General features: G+C 67.2%; 17 protein-coding genes. 10 read left to right on the top strand and 7 right to left on the bottom strand.

Annotated elements, in window-relative coordinates; translation table 11 throughout:
* The first annotated feature begins 1 nt into the window (after nucleotide 1).
* Nucleotides 2–1,183 carry an alkaline phosphatase family protein gene (locus JOF46_RS16075; protein WP_209908756.1) on the top strand — a complete coding sequence of 394 codons (1,182 nt, stop codon included), beginning with the start codon at nucleotides 2–4 and terminating at the stop codon, nucleotides 1,181–1,183.
* A 128-nt stretch (nucleotides 1,184–1,311) separates the two neighbouring features.
* On the opposite strand, the gene sepH is transcribed toward JOF46_RS16075, so the two are convergent.
* A complete protein-coding gene (gene sepH, locus JOF46_RS16070; RefSeq protein WP_209908753.1) occupies nucleotides 1,312–2,400 on the bottom strand; it encodes a septation protein SepH in 1,089 nt (362 codons plus the stop codon).
* Between the two features lie 332 nt (nucleotides 2,401–2,732).
* Here sepH and JOF46_RS16065 point away from each other — a divergent pair, with 332 nt between their 5' ends.
* Nucleotides 2,733–3,041, top strand: coding sequence for a DUF4193 domain-containing protein (locus JOF46_RS16065; RefSeq protein ID WP_209908751.1), 309 nt, complete (start codon nucleotides 2,733–2,735; stop codon nucleotides 3,039–3,041).
* Between the two features lie 118 nt (nucleotides 3,042–3,159).
* Here JOF46_RS16065 and JOF46_RS16060 read toward each other — a convergent pair whose 3' ends face one another.
* Nucleotides 3,160–3,693 (bottom strand): DUF3093 domain-containing protein, encoded by a 534-nt coding sequence (locus tag JOF46_RS16060; RefSeq protein ID WP_342592480.1) that lies wholly within the window; start codon nucleotides 3,691–3,693, stop codon nucleotides 3,160–3,162.
* A 157-nt stretch (nucleotides 3,694–3,850) separates the two neighbouring features.
* Here JOF46_RS16060 and dut point away from each other — a divergent pair, with 157 nt between their 5' ends.
* Genes dut through JOF46_RS16040 form a run of 4 tightly spaced genes read left to right on the top strand, consistent with a single transcriptional unit; the run spans nucleotide 3,851 to nucleotide 6,376 of the window.
* A complete protein-coding gene (gene dut, locus JOF46_RS16055) occupies nucleotides 3,851–4,321 on the top strand; it encodes a dUTP diphosphatase (protein ID WP_209908745.1) in 471 nt (156 codons plus the stop codon).
* Between the two features lie 48 nt (nucleotides 4,322–4,369).
* A complete protein-coding gene (locus JOF46_RS16050) occupies nucleotides 4,370–5,173 on the top strand; it encodes a DUF3710 domain-containing protein (RefSeq protein WP_209908742.1) in 804 nt (267 codons plus the stop codon).
* A gap of 4 nt (nucleotides 5,174–5,177) precedes the next feature.
* Nucleotides 5,178–5,588 (top strand): hypothetical protein, encoded by a 411-nt coding sequence (locus JOF46_RS16045; RefSeq protein WP_209908740.1) that lies wholly within the window; start codon nucleotides 5,178–5,180, stop codon nucleotides 5,586–5,588.
* A 59-nt stretch (nucleotides 5,589–5,647) separates the two neighbouring features.
* Entirely contained in the window at nucleotides 5,648–6,376 is a 729-nt protein-coding gene (locus JOF46_RS16040) for a DUF3159 domain-containing protein (RefSeq protein WP_209908737.1), read from the top strand.
* Nucleotides 6,377–6,394: 18 nt separating this feature from the next.
* Here JOF46_RS16040 and JOF46_RS16035 read toward each other — a convergent pair whose 3' ends face one another.
* Nucleotides 6,395–7,069, bottom strand: a complete 675-nt coding sequence (locus tag JOF46_RS16035; RefSeq protein ID WP_209908734.1) for a potassium channel family protein — start codon at nucleotides 7,067–7,069, stop codon at nucleotides 6,395–6,397.
* Nucleotides 7,066–7,752 carry a potassium channel family protein gene (locus JOF46_RS16030; protein ID WP_209911976.1) on the bottom strand — a complete coding sequence of 229 codons (687 nt, stop codon included), beginning with the start codon at nucleotides 7,750–7,752 and terminating at the stop codon, nucleotides 7,066–7,068. Before JOF46_RS16030 ends, JOF46_RS16035 begins: the two co-directional genes overlap by 4 nt.
* 156 nt (nucleotides 7,753–7,908) lie before the next feature.
* Here JOF46_RS16030 and JOF46_RS16025 point away from each other — a divergent pair, with 156 nt between their 5' ends.
* The 4 genes from JOF46_RS16025 to JOF46_RS16010 all read left to right on the top strand — a co-directional run bounded on the left by JOF46_RS16025 (nucleotide 7,909) and on the right by JOF46_RS16010 (nucleotide 14,670).
* On the top strand, nucleotides 7,909–9,957 hold the full coding sequence (locus JOF46_RS16025; RefSeq protein ID WP_342592478.1) for an APC family permease: 2,049 nt from the start codon (nucleotides 7,909–7,911) through the stop codon (nucleotides 9,955–9,957).
* Nucleotides 9,954–11,306 (top strand): class I SAM-dependent RNA methyltransferase, encoded by a 1,353-nt coding sequence (locus JOF46_RS16020; RefSeq protein ID WP_209908731.1) that lies wholly within the window; start codon nucleotides 9,954–9,956, stop codon nucleotides 11,304–11,306. The genes JOF46_RS16025 and JOF46_RS16020 overlap by 4 nt, the downstream gene beginning before the upstream one ends.
* Nucleotides 11,307–11,487: 181 nt before the next feature.
* Entirely contained in the window at nucleotides 11,488–14,193 is a 2,706-nt protein-coding gene (gene acnA / locus JOF46_RS16015) for an aconitate hydratase AcnA (RefSeq protein WP_342592477.1), read from the top strand.
* 141 nt (nucleotides 14,194–14,334) lie between these two features.
* Nucleotides 14,335–14,670, top strand: a complete 336-nt coding sequence (locus tag JOF46_RS16010; protein ID WP_209908724.1) for a hypothetical protein — start codon at nucleotides 14,335–14,337, stop codon at nucleotides 14,668–14,670.
* Between the two features lie 21 nt (nucleotides 14,671–14,691).
* Here JOF46_RS16010 and JOF46_RS16005 read toward each other — a convergent pair whose 3' ends face one another.
* From JOF46_RS16005 to JOF46_RS15995, 3 genes are all read right to left on the bottom strand, one after another.
* Complete coding sequence (locus JOF46_RS16005; RefSeq protein WP_209908721.1) at nucleotides 14,692–16,305, bottom strand: AMP-binding protein; 1,614 nt, start codon at nucleotides 16,303–16,305, stop codon at nucleotides 14,692–14,694.
* Nucleotides 16,306–17,171: 866 nt separating this feature from the next.
* On the bottom strand, nucleotides 17,172–18,026 hold the full coding sequence (locus JOF46_RS16000; protein WP_209908719.1) for a DNA/RNA non-specific endonuclease: 855 nt from the start codon (nucleotides 18,024–18,026) through the stop codon (nucleotides 17,172–17,174).
* A 686-nt stretch (nucleotides 18,027–18,712) separates the two neighbouring features.
* A complete protein-coding gene (locus JOF46_RS15995; RefSeq protein WP_209908716.1) occupies nucleotides 18,713–19,135 on the bottom strand; it encodes an arsenate reductase/protein-tyrosine-phosphatase family protein in 423 nt (140 codons plus the stop codon).
* Nucleotides 19,136–19,567 lie beyond the last annotated feature (432 nt).

Here is a 19,567-nt window from a genome sequence, read left to right as displayed (position 1 = left end):
CTTGGCAACCAGCACCCGCAAGACCCCGGCCTCCGCGCTTCCGGCGGCCCCGCCCTACGGCAGCAAGACCATTGCCGAACTGCTTCCCAGCGCCGCCGCCGCGCTGGGGGTGCCGGGCTTCGAAAACCACCTGGGGCTTCCGGCGGCCAACCGCATTGCCGTGGTGATGGTCGACGGGCTGGGCAAGGCGCTGCTGCGCGCCCGCGGGGGACACGCCCCGTTCCTGCGCAAGCTCATGGAGAATTCCCAGACCCTGCTTTCTTCCTTCCCCTCCACCACCGCGGCCTCGCTGGCGTCCCTGGGCACCGGCCTGCCGCCGGGGCAACATGGGGTGGTCGGCTACGACGCTGTGGATCCGGCGCGCCGCCGCGTGGTCAACCAGCTGGGCGGCTGGCCCAAGGACCTTGACCCGCACTCCTGGCAACCGCACCCGACGGTCTTCGAGAAGGCCGCCGCGGCCGGGGTGCACACCGCCACGGTGTCCCTGTCCCAGTTCAAGGGCTCGGCGCTGACCGCCGCGGCGCTGCGCGGCCCGGTCTTCATGCCGGCCGAATCCACGCACGCCCGCGTGCGGGCCACCTGCGAGGTCCTGGCGGCCAACCCGCGCGCCCTGGTCTACTGCTACTTCAACGAGCTGGACAAGGCCGGGCACCGCCACGGCAAGGGCTCGGCGCAATGGGGCAACGCGCTGGAGGACCTGGACTCGCTCATGCGGACACTGGCCGCCCGCGTCCCGGCAGGCACACTGCTGCTGCTGACCGCCGACCACGGGATGATCGACGTGGAGGAGAAATGGCGGATCGACTACTCCGAGTTTCCCGATCTTCTCGACGGGGTGGAACTGACCGCCGGGGAACCGCGCGGGGTGCAGCTGCACTTCGACGCCCGCACCTCCGAAGACCGGCGTGAGGCCGTGGCCGAGGCCTGGCGCGAACGATTTGGCGCCAAGGCCTGGGTGCTTTCCCGCGACGAGGCCATTGCGCACGGGCTGTTCGGGCCGGTGGCCGAGGCGGTGCGTGAACGCATCGGGGACCTGCTGATCCTGGCCGCCGAAGACGTGGCGTTCCTGGACGGGCGCAGGGTCAACCCCGCGGCGTTCGCGATGGTCGGGCAGCACGGCTCGATGACCCGCGCCGAGTGCGAGGTTCCGCTGCTGGTGCTGGCGAAGCCCGCAAAGAAGTAGCGGCGCCAACGCCAAGGGCCCGCACCCGGCAATCGAAACTTGCCGTGGGTGCGGGCCCTTGCTGCGCGGTCCGTGTCTCGCCCGGCCCGTCCGCTGGACGGCGCCGGGGCGAATCAGGGCCGGGAAAGTCAGTCGTTGTTGTTGCGGCGCCCGAAGACGATCTCGTCCCAGCTGGGCACCGAGGACCGCTTGGCCTTCTTCTTGCCGCCGGCCTCGTCGTCGCCGGACTCGGCCCCGTTCTCCGGGTCCTTGTCCTCGTCGGTGCCCTGCCGGGGGCCGGGCACCAGGGAGATCGAGGTGGTGCGGGTGCTGATGCCGTCGTAGAGCTTGGGCAGTCCGTCGTCCAGTGGCGCGGGGCCGGCCAGGCGCGGGTCATCGTCAGGGTGCGGGGAACGCGAGAGCATCGCGGCCAGGGCGTCGTCGCCCTCCTCGTCGAGCCCCAGGCGCTGCCCGCGACGGGCGCTGAGCACGTCCAGAAGCTGCTCGGAGTCGGCCACTGCGGACTCGAAATCCACCTCGTCGCCGTCGGCCTCGACATCGAAGGGGGCATCGGCGACGGCGGTCAGGCGGCGGGCGCCGACCGGGGCGTCGAGCGGCTCGAGCTCGCTGAGCACCTGGGCCCAGCGGTTCGCATTCTGCAGCGACTTGCGGCTGGGATGGAAGGCCCACTTGGCCATCGATTCCTCGGAACCGGAATCCAGGGCGATGCTCGCATCGGTTTCGGGCAGCTCGAAGCGGGCCACCACGTCCCAGGAGCCGTCGGCGGCGCGCCAGGCATCCCAGGCAAGGGTCTCGTTGTCGATGCCCAGGGAGTGGATGCGGTAGGCGACCATTTCGCCGAGGTTGGCCGGCTCTTCGCCGAAGATGCTGCGGTAGCCGTCGTGGGTTTGCGGGGCCGAGACCTCGACGTTGCGGGCCTGGGCCGCGATGTATTCGCGTTCGGCCAGGACCGGGCCCTCGTAGCGCATGATGCGTTCCAGCGGCATGCCGGAATCGGCTGCGACTTCCTCGGCGGTGGCCCCGGAGCGGATCCGGGTCTGGATGTCGCGCGGCGACAGCGGGGCAACGGGTGCCTGGGAACGATCGGCCCGGGCAGCTCGAGTCAATGCACTGCGCAGCGCTTCATCGATGGGCAGCACAAAGCTGTTGCCATCCTCGCTGCTCAGGTGCAGGCTCTCACCGTTCTCGTGGATGCCCACCAGTCGGAGTTGACGCATGACTATCCTCCACAAACCGTCGTGTTATGGGTAAAACTCTGCCACCTGCACCGCCAAATACCTAAGAGGCGCCTTGGTGTGGCGCGCGGCGGCTTCATGATTATTCCCTCAAGGGAACGCAAAAACCGGTAAAACCGGGCAATAAATCCAGACTTCGGCCCTGAAGATGCAATGATAAACAGGCCGTGGGGAACCGGGCACAAAAATGACCTGTTCTGCGTTGAATCATAGGCGCATCCAAACGCGCGGATTGACCGGGGCACCAACATGGCCCGCCGGGCAACCCCGATACGAACGACAGCTTGAACCAAGCGGAGTGTGAAGCAGCAATTATGGCAACCGACTACGATGCACCTCGAAGGCATGCCGAAGACGATGAGAAGCCCGAGGCACTGCCCGAGCTGAAGGCGCAACGCAACACGAACACCAATGCCTCGAACCTCATTGACGAAGACGAAGCGGCACTGGCCGACAGCTACGAGCTGCCCGGCGCCGACCTCTCCGGCGAAGAGCTGGCGGTCATGGTGCTTCCGGCGCAGGCCGACGAGTTCACCTGTGCCTCCTGTTTCCTGGTGCGGCACCGCTCGCAGATCGCCCTGGAAAGGGACGGGCTGCTGTACTGCACCGACTGCGAGGGCTAGGCGGAGGGCCAGGTCCTTCGGTGAACGACAAAGCGCCCGCCGCTTCCGCAACCCCGCGTGTTTCTGCGGGGGACGGAGGTGGCGGGCGCTTCTCGTTGCCGTGTGGGACCGGTGGTGCCTAGGCCGTCTCCGGCCCGGCGGGGGAGTCCGGGGTGTGGGCGCTGTCCGGCTCGTTCCCGGCCTCCTGCGCCTCGCGGTACTGCACCATCAGCCCGCCCAGGACCGCGGTGAGTTCCTCCGGGCGGCGGGTGGAGGCCAGCCAGTAAGGGGTGGAATCGCGCTCATCGGTGATCTCGATGCGCACCACCGGGTCGATCCAGCCGCGGATGCACATGAAGGCGATGCCGTTCAGGCCCGGGCCTCGCTGGTGGTAGGCGTCCGAACCGCGGTAGCCGGTGACCTCGCCGATGAACTCGCGCTCGATGGTGGCCCGTCCCACGCGCACGGAGTGGTCGGTGACCTCGATGACGGGGGTGCTCATGACCAGCGCGAAGGAGATCAGGCCCAGGGCGACGATCCCGGCAACCACGCCCCAGGAGATGCCAATGGGCATGAAAGCGACGGCGGCGGTGCCGCCCAGGCCCAGCGTCACGACCCAGATCCACCAGGCGGGCCACAGCTTTTCGCGGAAGAGGACGGGGGAAGATTGCATTGGGGAAGGGTTCTCGGCCATACCCACAAGCATAGGCGGTGGGCAGTTGCCCCGACGCCATCGCGAACGGCCGCAAGGGACTAGAGTTAAGGGCGAAACGCGCGTTGGCACCAACGGCGCGCACACCCCAACCCGACCCCCCTGGAGTGGAAAACACATGTCCGAATCGAGTGTCGATATCGCCCTGAAAATGCTTGATCCCGAACTTCCGGTTCCAAGCTATGCGCATGAAGGGGATGCGGGAGCGGATCTGTGCGCCCGCGAGGACGTCACATTGGAGCCGGGGCAACGGGCCCTGGTGCCCACCGGTGTTTCCCTGGCGCTGCCGACGGGCTTCGTCGGACTCATCCATCCTCGCTCCGGACTGGCGACCAAGCACGGGTTGACCGTGGTCAATGCGCCCGGAACCGTCGATGCCGGGTACCGTGGTGAGTTGAAAGTCACGTTGTTGAACACGGATGCAACCACCCCGATCGTGTTGAAGCGCGGGGACCGCATCGCCCAACTGGTGATCCAGCGGGTCGAACGGGCCCGATTCATCCAGGTGCAGGAACTTGATGACACCGCGCGCGGCGCCGGCGGCTTTGGCTCCACCGGCGGTTTTGAAGCCGCAACCACCAGCCACTAGGTACGGCCGCCGATATCCCTCGGCCGACACAGCAAGAGAGCTACTTCCATGATTTTCAAGCGCAAGAAGAAGGCCGAAGCCCAGGCGCAGCCCGAGCAGACGATCGCCGAGCTCAACGCCGCGGCCGCGCAGGCCAAGGAACCGGCCGGGGAGCTCCCGACCGCCGCCGAACCTGCGCCCGCCCAGGGAACCGGGGACACCGCAGCGGCACCGGCCGCCGTGCGGGACACCGCCCAGGGACCCTTTGACGGGGACGACTTCGAGGACCACGACGGCTACCTGGACCTCGGCGCCCTGCTGATCAAGCCGGTCCCCGGCCTGCAGCTGCGCCTCGAGGTCGAGGAATCCACGCAGCGGGTCATCGCGGTGGCCCTGGAGATCGGCGGCTCGCGCATGCAGCTGCAGGTCTTTGCCGCACCCAAGACCGATGACCTGTGGCCCGGGATCTCCACGCAGATCGCCACCGGGATCGCCGACCAGGGCGGGGAAACCGAAATGGTCCCCGGCCGCTTCGGCAACGAACTGCTGGCCCGGGTTCCGCAGGTGGCTCCCGACGGGCGCCAAGGCCATGTGGTGCTGCGCTTCCTGGGCATCGACGGCCCGCGCTGGTTCCTGCGTGCGGTGATCGGCGGAGCCGCGCTGACCGACATGGAGGAAGCCAAGGCCATGGAAGACGCACTGGCCCAGGTCGTGGTCGTGCGCGGAGACACCCCGATGCCCCCGACCGAGCTTTTGCCGCTGACGGTTCCCGCCGGCGCGCTGGCCCGCCCGAACGAGGCACCGGATGCCGCGGAGCAGGCCCCTGACACCGAGCGCCCCGAACGCGGCCCGGAAATCACCCAGATCGGCTAGCGACGTGCCCAAGGACAAGGCGCCCAAGGCCAAGCGGGGCCAGCCGGCACCCGCAGCGGTTCCGGCCGCGGCGGGTGTGCTGCCGCAGACCGGATTCCAGCGACTGGCCTCGCTGGCCGAACTTCCGGTGCGCGGGCGCATCGCCCACCGCGGCTATGTCGAATCCATCACGATCCTGCCCCCGCAGCAGGCCCCGGCCTTCACCGTGACGATCGTGGACCACCCGGCACCCCCGGGGGGCCGCCGCAATGCGGTGCCGCACCTGCGGCTGGTCTTCGTGGGCCAGCGCCGCGTGCCGGGGCTCCTGGCAGGGTCCAGGATCCGCTACGAAGGCATGGTCGCGCCCATCGACCTGGTCCCCACGATCTTCAACCCGCGCTACGAGATCCTTCCCGAGCGCACCGCCGCCAAGTAACAGGTGCCCGGCAGCGCCCCCATCCACCGCACCACGCCACCCAAGGACAAGACAGCGCCATGAGCGAGCACAGCGAAGAAACCCCCAAGCCCGAGGACCCCGGCGCGGAAAGCGGCCCGAGCGCCGAGGACGTGGCCCGGCGCATCGGTGCCAATGCCGGGATCGAACGCCGCGACGACGGGCAGATCGACGTGCTCAAGACCGTTGGCGGGGTGCGCGGGCTTCTCGAATCGCTGCTTCCGGGAGTGGTCTTCCTGGTCATCTTCACCCTCTGGCAGCAGCTGAACCCTGCGCTGATCGCCTCGGTGGCGGTGGCCGTGGTGTTCACGGTGGCCCGCCTGGTGCGCCGCGGAACCCTCACCCAGGCGCTGACCGGTCTGGTGGGCGTGGCAATCTGCGCGATCTTCTCCCGCGTCACCGGGGAGGCCAAGGACTACTACGTCCCGGGCTTCTACACGAACCTGGCCTACGGAGGCGCGCTGGTGATTTCGATTCTGGTTCGCTGGCCGCTGATGGGCGTGATCTTCGGTTTCATTCGTTCGGAAAACACGAAATGGCGTTCCAGCAAGTCCCGCGCCAAGGCCTACGCCTGGGCGACCTGGATCGTGGTGGCGGTCTTCGCCGCCCGATTGGCCGTGCAGGTTCCGCTGTACTTCGCCGACAACGTCCCGGCCCTGGGCGCCGCGCGCCTGGCCATGGGGGTCCCGCTGTACGCCGCGGGCCTCTGGGTCGCCTGGATGGTTTCCCGCCCGCAGCCCGGCACCCAGGTCACCGACCCGGCCGCATAGGCCAGGCGGCACCGCGGGCTACCGCTGTTCGGGCTCCGAGTTGCGCAGCACCGCGCGCAGCTGGTCCTCGGCCACGATGGTGGTCACGAAGAACAGCTCGTCCCCGCCCTCGACGACATCGTCCGGGCTGGGGGCCAGCGGCACGTCGTCGCGCAGGATCGCCACCACCGTGGCGTCGTCCGGCCACGGCACCGAGCCCAGGGTGCGCCCGATCAGCGCCGAATCGTGCGGCACGGTGAACTCCACCATCGACACGACCCCGGACTGCAGGGTCATCAGGCGCACCAGGTCGCCGATCTCCACCGCCTCCTCGACCAGTGCGGTCATCAGGCGCGGGGTGCTCACCGCGACGTCCACGCCCCAGGCGTCGTCGAACATCCAGTCGTTCTTCGGGTTGTTGACCCGGCCCACGGTGCGCCCGACCCCGAACTCGCTCTTGGCCAGCAGGGAAACGACCAGGTTGACCTTGTCGTCTCCCGTGGCCGAGACGACCACGTCGACCTCCTCGAGCTTGGCCTCCTTGAGCACCGAGAGCTCGCAGGCGTCGCCGAAGAGCCAGCGCGCGCCCTGGACCCCGGCACGCGAGACGACCTCGGGCTTTTCGTCGATGAGCAGCACCTCGTGCCCGTTGGTGATCAATTCCTTGGCAATGGAACTTCCCACGGAGCCTGCTCCGGCAATCATGACCTTCATTGTGCGTTCTGCTCCGTGGTTGGCTTGGGGGCGACGGAAAGGACCTTTTCGATGTCCTTGCCGGCATTGACCGGCATCATCGCGTGCACGATGTCGCCTTGCTGCAGCCGCATGCCGGGCACCGGCAGCACCCCTTCGCCAAAGCGCGAGAGGTAGGCGATGCGGATCGGGGCGGCGGCCTCGAGCTCCTCGAGCCCGTAGCCGTACCAGCCCTCGTGGACGTTGACCTCGCCGAGGATCAGCCGGCCGGAGGCCTCGCGGAAATCCCCGTTGAGCGAGTGCTCGGGCAGGATCCGGCGCAGCACCTGGTCCGAGCTCCAGCGGACCGCTGCGACCGTGGGGATGCCCAGGCGTTGGTAGATCTCCGCGCGTCCGGGATCGTAGATCCGGGCCACCACGTGCGGGACGTGGTAGGTCTCGCGGGCCACCCGGGTGGCAAGGATGTTGGAGTTGTCGCCGCTGGAGACCGCGGCAAAGGCATAGGCCTCGGAGATGTTTGCCCGTTCCAGGGTTTCGCGGTCGAATCCGACCCCGGAGACCTTCAGCCCGGAGAAGTTGCGCCGCAACCTGCGGAAGGCGCGGTCGTCCTGGTCGATGATGGCCACCGAGTGGCCGGCGTCGTCGAGCGTGTGGGCCAGGGTCACCCCGACCCGGCCGCAACCCATGATGACGAAGTGCGCCATGATCCATCCCTTTGTTCCCACCATGTGCCTGCGGTCCTCCGCGGCACGGTTCACTACCAGTGTTTCACGGTTCGGGGCCCGGATGCGTGATTGTTCACGTGCCCTGGTTCGGTGTGGTGTATGACAGGGCAGGGCAAAGGCGGCTAGCTTTGGATCGTGCTTTCATTCCTTGCCGCGCTGAAGCGGATTCTGGTGGGGCGCCCCTTCAGGACCGAAAGGCTGAAGCAGGCGCCGCTTCGCAAACGCCTCGCGCTGCCCATTTTCTCCGCCTCCGCGTTCTCCTCCATCGCCTACGCCCCGGACGAGGTGATGCTCACCCTGGCGCTGGCCGGGCTGGGCGCCATGGCGTTCTCGCCCTCGGTGGGCCTGGCCGTCATGGTCGTCATGCTGGTCATCATTGCCTCCTACCGGCAGTCGGTGAAGGCCTACCCCTCCGGCGGCGGGGACTACGAGATCGCCTCGGTGAACCTGGGGCACCGCGCCGGGACCACCGTGGCGGCTGCCCTGCTGGTGGACTTCGTGCTCACCGTGGCCGTGTCGATTTCCTCGGCATCGCACTACGTCATCGCCGCGTTCCCCGCCATGGCCGGGTCCCAGGCATGGGTCGCGACCGCCGGGGTCGTGATCCTCGCGGTGCTGAACCTGCGCGGGCGCGGCCGCTCCCGGATCGGGAGCGCGGCACCGGTGTACCTCTTTGTCGGGGTGGTGTTGGTGATGCTGGCGGCCGGCGGAATCCTGGCCGCGACCGGGAACCTGGGCACCGCACCGAGTGCCGGGTTCGAGGTCGTCCCGGACCCGGACTACCCGCACGGGCTCACCGGGCTGGCCGGGGTGCTGCTGGTGCTACGCGCCTTCTCCACCGGTTCGGCCGCGCTGACCGGCGTGGAGGTCCCGATCTCCAACGTGCACACGCTGGCCGCGCCCAAGGCCCGCAATGCGGCGACCGTGTTGCTGCTGCTGGGGCTGATTGCCGGCGCGCTGACCCTGGGGACCATGTACCTGGCCCGGGCCGTGCAGGTCCACGTCGTCGAGGACCCGGCCACCGGGCTGCGTCTGGACGGCGGACCGATCCCGGGGGACTACATCCAGCACCCGGTGCTGGGCCAGTTGGCCGAGGCGATCTTCGGCGGCGGGTCGGTGGGTCTGTACCTGGTGCTGGCCCTGACCGTGGCGGTGCTGCTGATGGCCTCGCACACCTCCTTCAATTCCTTCCCGAACCTGGCCTCGCACCTGGCCACCGACGGTTACCTGCCCCGCCAGCTGCGCACCCGCGGGGACCGGCTGGGCTTCTCCAACGGCATCCTGGCCCTGGCCATTGCCGCGATCGTGCTGATCTGGGTGTTCAACGCCCACGTGCCGACGCTGATCCAGCTCTACGTGGTGGGGGTGTTCGTCTCCTTCACGCTGAGCCAGCTGGGCATGATCAGGCACTGGGGCCGCGAACTGGCCCAGACCCCGGACAAGCGGGTGCGCGCCCGCATCCACCGCTCGAGGCTGCTGAACCTGGTGGGCTTCGGCCTCACCGCGGCGGTGCTGGTGATCGTGCTTGGCACCCGGCTGGTGCACGGAGCCTGGCTGGCGGTGCTCGGCATCGCGGTGCTCTTCTTCATGATGGACGCGCTGCACCGGCACTACGTGCAGGTCGACGTGGAACTGGCCATCGGCTCCGAGGACTCGGCCACCGCATTGCCGGCCCGCGTGCACGCCCTGGTGCTGGTCTCCACGCTGCGCAAGCCGGTGCTGCGGGCCGTGGCCTTCGCCCGCGCCGCCAGGCCATCGAAGCTCGATGCCATCGTCGTGGACGCCGATTCCGAGCGCACCGAGGCGACGCTGAAGCAGTGGGAGGCCCTGGGCATCCCGGTGCCGATCACGGTGTTGGCCTCGCCGTACCGGGAGATCTCCGCGCCGTTGATCGAGTACATCCGCTCCATCAAGCGCGATTCCCCGCGCGACTTGATCGTCGTGTACATCCCCGAATACGTGGTGGGCCGGTGGTGGGAGCAGCTGGTCCACAACCAGACGGCGATGCGCATCAAGAACCGACTGCACTACGAGCCCGGGGTCGTGGTGGCCTCGGTGCCGTGGCGCCTGGCCTCCTCGGACGTCTCGACGTTCCTGGGTCCCACCGAGCAGGGCTCGGCCGGGACCAAACCCCGCAACACTTCCGCAACACTTCCGATCTCCAAGCCGAAAGACACTCCATGAGCACGCACGAAAACATCCTGAAGGTGCGCCTGGGCGCGCCTGCCCACGGCGGACACACCGTCGCCCGCCACGAGGGCCGGGTGATCTTCGTGCGCCACGGGATCCCCGGCGAACTGGTGTCCGTCGCCGTGCGCGAAGACGGCGAGAAGGCCCGCTTCTGGCGCGGCGACGTCGTGGAGGTCCACGAGCCGGCCGAATCCCGGGTGCCGCATTTCTGGACGCAGGCCGACTCCCTGCACGCGGCCGCACGCGGCGCGCTGCCGGTGGGCGGCGCCGAATTCGGGCACATCTCCCTGGATGCCCAGCGCGAGATCAAGGGCCAGATCTTCGTGGAGCAGCTGGCTCGTCTGGGTGGCATCGACGCAGCCGAACACGGCTTCACCGGCGTGCGGGCCCCCGAGGGCGAGAGCGATGACGCGTTGGGCTGGCGCACCCGCACGGCGTTTGCCGTCGATTCCAAGGGCCGCCTGGCCATGAGCCCCTTCCGCTCCAACGACCTGGTCCCGGTCAAGGACATGCCGCTGGCGCACCCGAAGATCAACGAGCTCAAGCTCTGGGAACTGCCGCTGGTGGGCATCAGCCGCGTCGAGGTTGCCGTCGGCTCCGCCGAGGACGCCGGCGTGCTGGTGCTCTTCGTCGAGGACGGAACCGTCGCCGGGGCCGCCGGGCGCGCCGCCAAGCGCCTGCCGGAGTGGGCCTCCGCCGCCTCCGTCACCCAGGTCGGCGGCTCCGTCGCCGACGGCCGGGGCGAGCTGCAGCGCCTGCGCGGGCGCACCTGGCTTTCCGAGTCCGTTGCCGGGCACGACTACCGCATCACCGGCGAGGGCTTCTGGCAGATCCACCGCCTGGCCCCGGCCACGCTGGTCGAGCGCGTCATGGCCCAGCTGGCACCGGGCTACGGTGCCCGGGTTGCCGACCTCTACGCCGGCGCGGGGCTCTTCAGCGCCCCGCTGGCCAAGGCCGTGGGGGACGATGGCATGCTGTTGTCCATCGAGGGCGCCCCGGGCACCAGCAAGGACGCGATCAAGAACCTGCGCGAGTTCCCCCAGGCGATCATTTCCCAGGGCCGCGTCGAGAAGACGCTGTCGCGCGAATTGAACACCCGCAAGGCCAAGCTCGACTCGATCGTGCTTGATCCGCCGCGCACCGGTGCCGGCAAGGCGGCGGTCTCCGCGATGGTCCGTTCGGGCGCCAAGAAGATCTCCTACGTTTCCTGCGACCCGGCCTCGTTCGCCCGCGACACGGCCGACCTGGGCGCTGCCGGTTTCCGCCTGGACGAGGTCGAGGTCATCGACCTGTATCCGCACACCCACCACATGGAGACCGTCGGATTGTTTGTTCGCCGCTGAGCGGGGATGTGACCCCGCTGAACCCGAAAATGTCGGGATGGCGGGGTTCGATGGGCGACGGGGGATAGACTGTCTGTAGCTCTGTCGCAAGAAACCACGAGTTGAACTCAGTTAGGATCGCCTAACTGGATTTCCTTGTGGATGTGCAACGAAGATGAAGAATCCGGCGAGAGGAGTCCCCGTGAGCAATGTGGACAGTTTTGGTGCCAAGGGCGTATTGGACGTCAAGGGCAACGAATATGAAATTTACCGGCTGAACGCCGTCGAAGGTGCGCAAAGCCTTCCGTACAGCCTCAAGGTTCTGTTGGAGAACCTGCTTCGCACCGAAGACGGTGCGAACATCACCGCGGACCACGTCAAGGCCCTGGGCCAGTGGGATCCCGCGTCTGAACCCAACACCGAAATCCAGTTCACCCCGGCACGCGTCTTGATGCAGGACTTCACCGGTGTTCCGTGCATCGTTGACCTCGCCACGATGCGCGAGGCCGTCAAGGACCTGGGTGGCGACCCCACCCGCGTGAACCCGTTGGCACCTGCCGAAATGGTCATCGACCACTCCGTGCAGATCGACGCATTCGGCAACGCCGGTGCGCTCGAGCGCAACATGGAGATCGAGTACCAGCGCAACGGCGAGCGTTACCAGTTCCTGCGCTGGGGCCAGACCGCGTTCGACGACTTCAAGGTCGTCCCGCCAGGCACCGGCATCGTGCACCAGGTGAACATCGAGTTCCTGGCCCGCACCGTGATGACCCGTGAGGTCAACGGCGTGCTGCGTGCCTACCCCGACACCTGCGTCGGCACCGACTCGCACACCACCATGGTCAACGGCATGGGCGTGCTGGGCTGGGGCGTGGGCGGCATCGAGGCCGAGGCGGCAATGCTCGGCCAGCCGGTCTCCATGCTCATCCCGCGCGTCGTGGGCTTCAAGCTCAACGGTGCGATCGCCGCCGGCGCCACCGCCACCGACGTCGTGCTGACCATCACCGAGATGCTGCGCAAGCACGGTGTCGTCGGCAAGTTCGTCGAGTTCTACGGTCAGGGCGTTGCCGAGGTTCCGCTGGCAAACCGCGCCACCATCGGCAACATGTCCCCGGAATTCGGTTCCACCGCGGCCATGTTCCCGATCGACGATGTCACCCTGGACTACCTGCGCCTGACCGGCCGCTCCCAGGAGAACGTGGACCTCGTCGAGGCCTACGCCAAGGAGCAGGGCCTGTGGCACGACCCGAGCCGCGAGATCCGCTTCTCCGAGTTCCTCGAGCTGGACCTGTCCACCGTGGTTCCCTCCATCGCCGGCCCGAAGCGTCCCCAGGACCGCATCGAGCTCTCCAGCGCGAAGGAGCAGTTCCGCAAGGACATCCACAACTACGCCGAAGGCGCAGCCGACGAGCTGGGCATCGGCCGCCCGTCGACCTCCGTCGAGGTCACCAAGGCCGACGGAACGTCGTTCTCGATCGACCACGGCCTGGTTTCCATCGCCTCGATCACCTCGTGCACCAACACGTCCAACCCCTCGGTCATGCTTGCCGCAGCACTGCTGGCACGCAAGGCAGTGGAAAAGGGCCTGGTGTCCAAGCCGTGGGTCAAGACCTCCGTCGCCCCGGGCTCGAAGGTCGTCACCGAGTACTACGAGAAGTCCGGCCTCATGCCGTACCTGGAGAAGCTCGGCTTCTTCATCGTGGGCTACGGCTGCGCCACCTGCATCGGCAACTCCGGTCCGCTGGACGCCGAGATCTCCGAGGCCATCCAGGCGCACGACCTCTCCGCAACCGCCGTGCTCTCGGGCAACCGCAACTTCGAAGGCCGCATCAACCCGGACGTGAAGATGAACTACCTGGCGTCCCCGCCGTTGGTCATCGCCTACGCCCTGGCCGGCACCATGGACTTCGACTTCGAGAACGACTCGCTGGGCACCGACGATGCCGGCAACGAGGTGTTCCTCAAGGACATCTGGCCGACCCCGACCGAGGTCCAGGCGACCATCGACTCCTCCATCGACGAGGGCATGTTCGCCCGCGGCTACGAGGGCGTCTTTGACGGCGACGACCGCTGGAAGGCCCTGGACACCCCGGCGGGCAACACCTTCGAGTGGGCCGAGGATTCGACCTACGTCCGCAAGCCCCCGTACTTCGAGGGCATGCAGGCAACCCCGGCTCCGGTCGAGGACATTTCCGGTGCGCGCGTGCTGCTGAAGCTGGGCGATTCGGTCACCACCGACCACATCTCCCCGGCCGGCTCGTTCAAGTCCGATTCCCCGGCCGGCCAGTACCTGCTGGCCAACGGCGTGGACCGCAAGGACTTCAACTCCTACGGCTCGCGCCGTGGCAACCACGAGGTCATGATCCGCGGCACGTTCGCGAACATCCGCATCCGCAACCAGATCCTGGACGGCGTCGAGGGTGGCTTCACCCGCGACTTCACCCAGGAAGGCTCTCCGCAGGCCTACGTCTACGACGCTGCGCAGAACTACAAGGAAGCCGGCACCCCGCTGGTCGTTCTCGGTGGCAAGGAATACGGTTCGGGCTCCTCGCGCGACTGGGCAGCCAAGGGCACCGCGTTGCTCGGCGTCAAGGCCGTCATCACCGAGTCGTTCGAGCGCATCCACCGCTCGAACCTCATCGGCATGGGCGTTCTTCCGCTGCAGTTCCCGGCCGGCGAAAACGCCGAGACCCTGGGCCTGACCGGCACCGAGACCTTCTCAGTCGAGGGAGTGACCGAACTCAACAACGGCACCACCCCCAAGACCCTGAAGGTCACCGCCGTGGGCGAAGACGGCAAGACCGTCTCCTTCGATGCCGACCTGCGCATCGACACCCCGGGCGAGGCGGACTACTACCGTAATGGTGGCATCCTGCAGTACGTCCTGCGCCAGATCTCCGCCAGCTAACCAGCTAGCGCACGATCCACGCACCGCAAGGGCGGGCCGTCCCGGAGCAATCCGGAACGGCCCGCCCTTGCGGCGTTAAACATGCAAGCATTTTTCCGGCAGGACCAGGCGAATAGAGTGGCGGCCATGGGAATCGCGCGATTGACCAACCTCCTGAAACGGGACCGGAAACGGGCATCCATTGACGAGGTCATCGAGATCACCCAGCGGCTGGAGAAACATTTCACCAGGTATGCCAAGCCGGGAACGCCCGGCTCCGCCGACGCCGTCGCCCGCAGTGCAGCCTGGATCAGGAACCGGGTCGCCGGGGCGGAGAGCCGCGAGCAGCTGCGCCGCGGGGCCAGGGACGGGCTGAATGCCATGCGCGGCGGCATGGCATCACTGACCGACACCTATGTCGGCGAGGGGCCGGCGGACTTCGCAATGATCGAGCGATCGTGGGATCAACTGCGAACGGCCCTCACGCGCCTGCTCTAGGTCGGCATCCCCGGAAACGACTCAAAGGCCGAGCTTGGCCGATGCTTCCTCGCGAAGCTGGATCTTGCGGATCTTCCCGGTCACCGTCATCGGGAATTCATCGACGATGACCAAATGCTCCGGGACCTTGTAGCGGGCCAGCCGGCCACGTACGAAATCCTGCAGTGCCGGCAGATCCAGCGGCGTGGCCCCTTCCTTCATCTTGATGCAGGCACACAGCGCCTCGCCGTACTTTTCATCGGGCACGCCGATGACCTGGACATCTTCGATGTCCGGATGACGGTACAGGAATTCCTCGATCTCCCGAGGGTAGATGTTTTCCCCGCCGCGGATCACCATGTCCTTGATCCGGCCCACGACGTTGCAATACCCGTCCTCGCGCATCTCGGCGAGGTCGCCGGTGTGCATCCAGCCCTCGGCGTCAATCGCTTCGGCGGTTTTTTCCGCATCGTTCCAGTAGCCGAGCATCACCGAGTAGCCGCGGGTGCACAATTCGCCGGTGTGGCCCCGCTCCAGGGTTTCGCCGGTGGCCGGGTCGACGATCTTGATTTCCAGGTGCGGGTGGACCCGGCCGATGGTTGCCGTGCGACGCCCAAGATCGTCATCCGCACGGGTTTGGCAGGAGACCGGGCTGGTTTCGGTCATCCCGTAGGCGATGGACACCTCGGACATGTTCATTTCCTTGATGCAGCGCTGCATGACCTCCACCGGACAGACCGAACCCGCCATGATTCCGGTGCGCAGGCTGGAAAAATCATGGGTTCCAAACGAGGCGTGGTTCTGCATGGCAATGAACATGGTCGGCACCCCGTAGACGGCCGTGCATTGCTCCGCGGCGATGGTTTGCAGGGTGATTTCGGCGTCGAACCCGGGTGACGGGATCACCATGGTGGCCCCGTGGGTCATGCAGCCGATGTTGGCCATGACCATTCCGAAGCAGTGGTAGAACGGGACCGGGATGCACAGCCGGTCGGCGGCACCCAGGCCGATCAGCTCGGTGGTGAAGTGCCCGTTGTTCAGGATGTTGCGGTGGCTGAGCGTTGCCCCCTTGGGGAACCCGGTGGTGCCCGAGGTGTACTGGATATTGATCGGGTCATCGGGCAACAACGACTTCATGCGCCGGGCCACGGCGTCCGGGGCGATCTCCCGCCCCGACTCGATGAGTTCGGCCCAGTCGGCCGTGTCGAGGTAGACCACGCGTTCCAGTCCCGGGGTCTCGTCCGCGGTCTGTTCGATCATGGACCTGTTGTCGCCGGCCTTGAACCGCGATGCTGCGATGAGCATCCGCAAGCCGCTGTGGTTGGCTGCATAGGCGTATTCATGGGATCGGTAGGCCGGGTTGATATTGACCAGGATGACACCGATCTTCGCCGTGGCGAACTGCACCAGGGTCCATTCGGCGCAATTGGGTGCCCAGATGCCCAAGCGGTCGCCCTTGGCCATTCCTGCCGCAAGCAGGCCCCTGGCCAGGTCGTCGACGTCGCGATCAAGTTCCGCCCAGGTCCAGCGTCGCCCGGTGGCAACCTCGACCAGGGCTTCCGATGCGCTGTGGCCCCGAACCGTCGATTCAAATGAGCGGCCGATCGTTTCGGTCAACAGGGGTACCAGGGTCTCGCCCTTCGCGTAGGACTTCATGCCCGCGTCCACAGCCGGCACTGGATGATGCCGGGTTGCTGTTTCGGGAGTCCCGTCCGGGGCGGGGCATCGGCGTGGGGAAATCTCTGGGTGGTGACAGCACTCATGGTGCATCCAATCTTGATAGGTGCCTCGAGGGCAGACCGCTGAAGGGACGGGATGGGTCGGCCGGCATCCAGCCTGGAAATTCCTTGGTCGGTGGCGCCCGCGTATGTCGATTTCAAGTCCTGGGCGGTCTCGAAGCCGACAATTACACCGTATACCGCAACTCCGCCTCTGGTGTGTTGGGCATCACGATTGATGGGCAATGCCCAAATCCGTGGCGGCCGAAACCGGACGGGTTGCCTTGCTTCAGGGAGAGCCTTGCCGCAACGGGCGGGAATCGCTCGGATTCATCGAGGGCACCTGTCGGGGCATTGAAGCCCGTTTCGCCCGTCCCGGGGAAATCGGGACACCGGCGCACGGGACCGGCTTCGGGCTGGATTCCTGCGGCCCCGGAGTCCAATGCAACAATGCTGCGCCATGCGCGGGGCGGGGCAGCGGCCGCGGGGCCAATCAGTCGGCCTCGAATCGCACATCGCCGTGAATGGGCGGCATCGGCCTGGGGGAATCCAGGCCTGGTACGTGGTGAGGCTGGCCAGCATGGCCAGCATGGCCCGCATTGTCGCGGTGCTCTGCCCGATCTGCGGGCATTTCGCGCATAGGTCAAGCGCCGGGAAAGCCCAGCGCCCGGTCCGGCAACTCCCAAGGACCTCCGGAGACTTCCGGCTCCGATTCATGGTGCGGCAACGAGCCGGAGCACTGGCTGTGGCAGCGGATCGCCGAATGTGTCGCGATGGGATCCATCCTGTCGCTTCGGCATGGAGTCACCATTGGATCCCGGCGGCCGAGTCCAGCGGCATGCGTTCCCCGGCGGCCCGGGTCGTGGCGGTCGTGGGCGCGTCGGCCGCATGCAGGGCTTCGGGGAAATGGAGCATGGTGCGATCCTCGAGTTCAACCAGGGTGATTTGGTACACCCGGAATTCGTCGAGGTCCATCAGCGCCCGAAGCTGGTCCAGGTTCTGGGTGAGCAGGAACGCGCGCGACTTCAGGACGCCGCCCTCGAAGAAGGCCACGAGCTTCCAGTATTCGTGCGGCAGCGCTGTGCCGCGGTAGATGCGGTCATCCTCGTGGAAGACCGGGCCGCCGAAGACGCTGACGCGCAGGTCATCGACGTCGACTTCCTCAAAGACCGCGTTCTCGAGGCGGCCCCAGATCCCTTCCTTGCTGCTTTGGTTGAAATCGTCCATTTGCGGCGTGATGTTGGTGTAGTAGAACGAATCCTTGTTCGCCTGCTTGGCCCCGGGCAAGTCGCCCCAGAGCAGGTCGGCGCGGCGTGCCAGGTGCCCGCGGTCCAGGCGGTTGTTGGCGTATAGCTCGTTGCCGGTTTGTGCGTCGTCGGGAAGCCGGGGGTCGTCGGTGAAGTTCGAGTTGGCACGGCTGAGGCGCTTGATGCTGGCGCCGTCGATGTTCCACGCGACCCAGCGGGCGAATCGCCGCGAACGGCTCAGGGTGAGGGAGAAATGCGTATAGGGGACGGTTGCGGCCCCCTCCCACAGCACCGCATCGTCACGGATGCTTTCATCGAGTGCCGGGGCCTCGATATGGGTTGCCAGGAAATCCGGATCGTATCCGGTGCGGGCGGCGGAGTCTTGGTTCTCTGGTGCGGTCGTGTCGGTCATGACAGGGTCTTCGTTCTCTGAAATTCCCCATGCCGCGCCGCACGCGCCAAGGGAATTCACCGGGGTGTCCGCGCAAGTGCTTGGTGTCCCGGGTGCGTCGGCGGACGCGACGGCCCGGTGGCGCCATCTTCCATTCGAATCGCGGGGGATGGGATGCCTGGAATCATGCGCAAGAAGGTTCCCGCGCGAACAAGGCGCGGGGCCCTCCGGCGGGGGCCTTGAGGGCTGCGGCCGGAAGCAGGAACCGGCCGCAGCCGCTTCTGAACCGCCCGCCGTTCCAGAGGCCCGCCAATGAGGCGAGAAGCTGGCCCAGGTACATGCCCTGGAACAAGGGCCTGCGGGGCGAGAGAACCTGAATCCCGCCCCGTTGCGGGAAGCTGCGCGATGGAACGGCAAATGCCATGGTCCTGTTATCGGTACGCCCGGTTGCTCTTGCCAGGGCCGCCAACAGGGAGCCGGCGGTCGGAAATGTGGCGCCGATACCGGGCCTGCGGGTACGCGGTTCGCCCGACCAGCTCAAGTGTTGCTGCGGGTAGGCGGCGTTCCGGTCCATGTGGAGGAGGATTCCACGCGGCATGTCGATTCCCTGGCTTCAGGGGGCCCGAAAGGGTCCCTGCAAGGTCCATTGAACCACCTGATGCATTACCGCGTCGTTACCGGTCGCCGGTGGGCCCTCCCGCGCTGGCCTACCCGGCTGCGGCGGAACCCAGTTCCCTGTTCAGGTTCGAGACCCGGGCGGCAATGTCGTCGCGCAGGAACTCGATGCGCTCGCGCTCGGTGGACAGCTCGGCCGGAGCCTCGGCGGGAACCCAACGCTCCATGGTGACGCCCTCGAGCTCGGGCACCTGGGCCTCGCCCACGATGACGACCCGGTCCGCGGCTCGCAGCGCCTCCTCGGTCAGCGCGGTGGGGACCTCGGCACGCATGTCCGCGCCCAGCTCGGCGACCACGTCTGCGGCCAACTCGTTGATGTGGTGTGCCGGGACCAGGCCGGCCGAGTGCACCTGCACGCCCTCACCCGCGGCCTGGCGCAGCAATGCGGCGGCGAGCTGGGACTTGCCCCCGTTGGTGTTGCAGACGAAGAGGACATTGGGTTTCTTATCCGACACGGTGGCAGGTCCTTTACTGGTGGTCGGGGCCCGGCAGCAGGCCCATCGTACCGATCCATCCTATGGTCCCGGGCCTTCGGGCACCTACGTTGAAGGTGGCGGCCGCATGTGTGGCGCATGGGAACCGCTGGAATCCCGCCCTGGAAGTACTGCGCGCCATCGACCGACACATCCAACACCGTGCGGCCGCGAGCCGACTGGTCGACGCCGCACGGGACACCCCGTGGGCACGCCGAAAACGGACCCGGTGCTGGCGGATTCAGCGAGCATCTCTCCGGGAATCCCCACGACGTTGTCGACGAATCCCGTACCGGCGCCTTGCCCATCCGGTGTTGAACACGTACGTTGGGGGCATTGGTCCCGTTTGGCAATCCAGGTGAATTGCGAGGTCCGCCATGAACAACGGCGTTGTAGCCTTCCGCCGATGCGTGT

It is taken from the genome of Paeniglutamicibacter psychrophenolicus, from assembly GCF_017876575.1.
In the GTDB taxonomy this organism is placed as follows: domain Bacteria; phylum Actinomycetota; class Actinomycetes; order Actinomycetales; family Micrococcaceae; genus Paeniglutamicibacter; species Paeniglutamicibacter psychrophenolicus.
The sequence above is the reverse complement of the archived record's forward strand: the minus strand, read 5'-3'. Positions and strand labels throughout refer to the sequence as shown.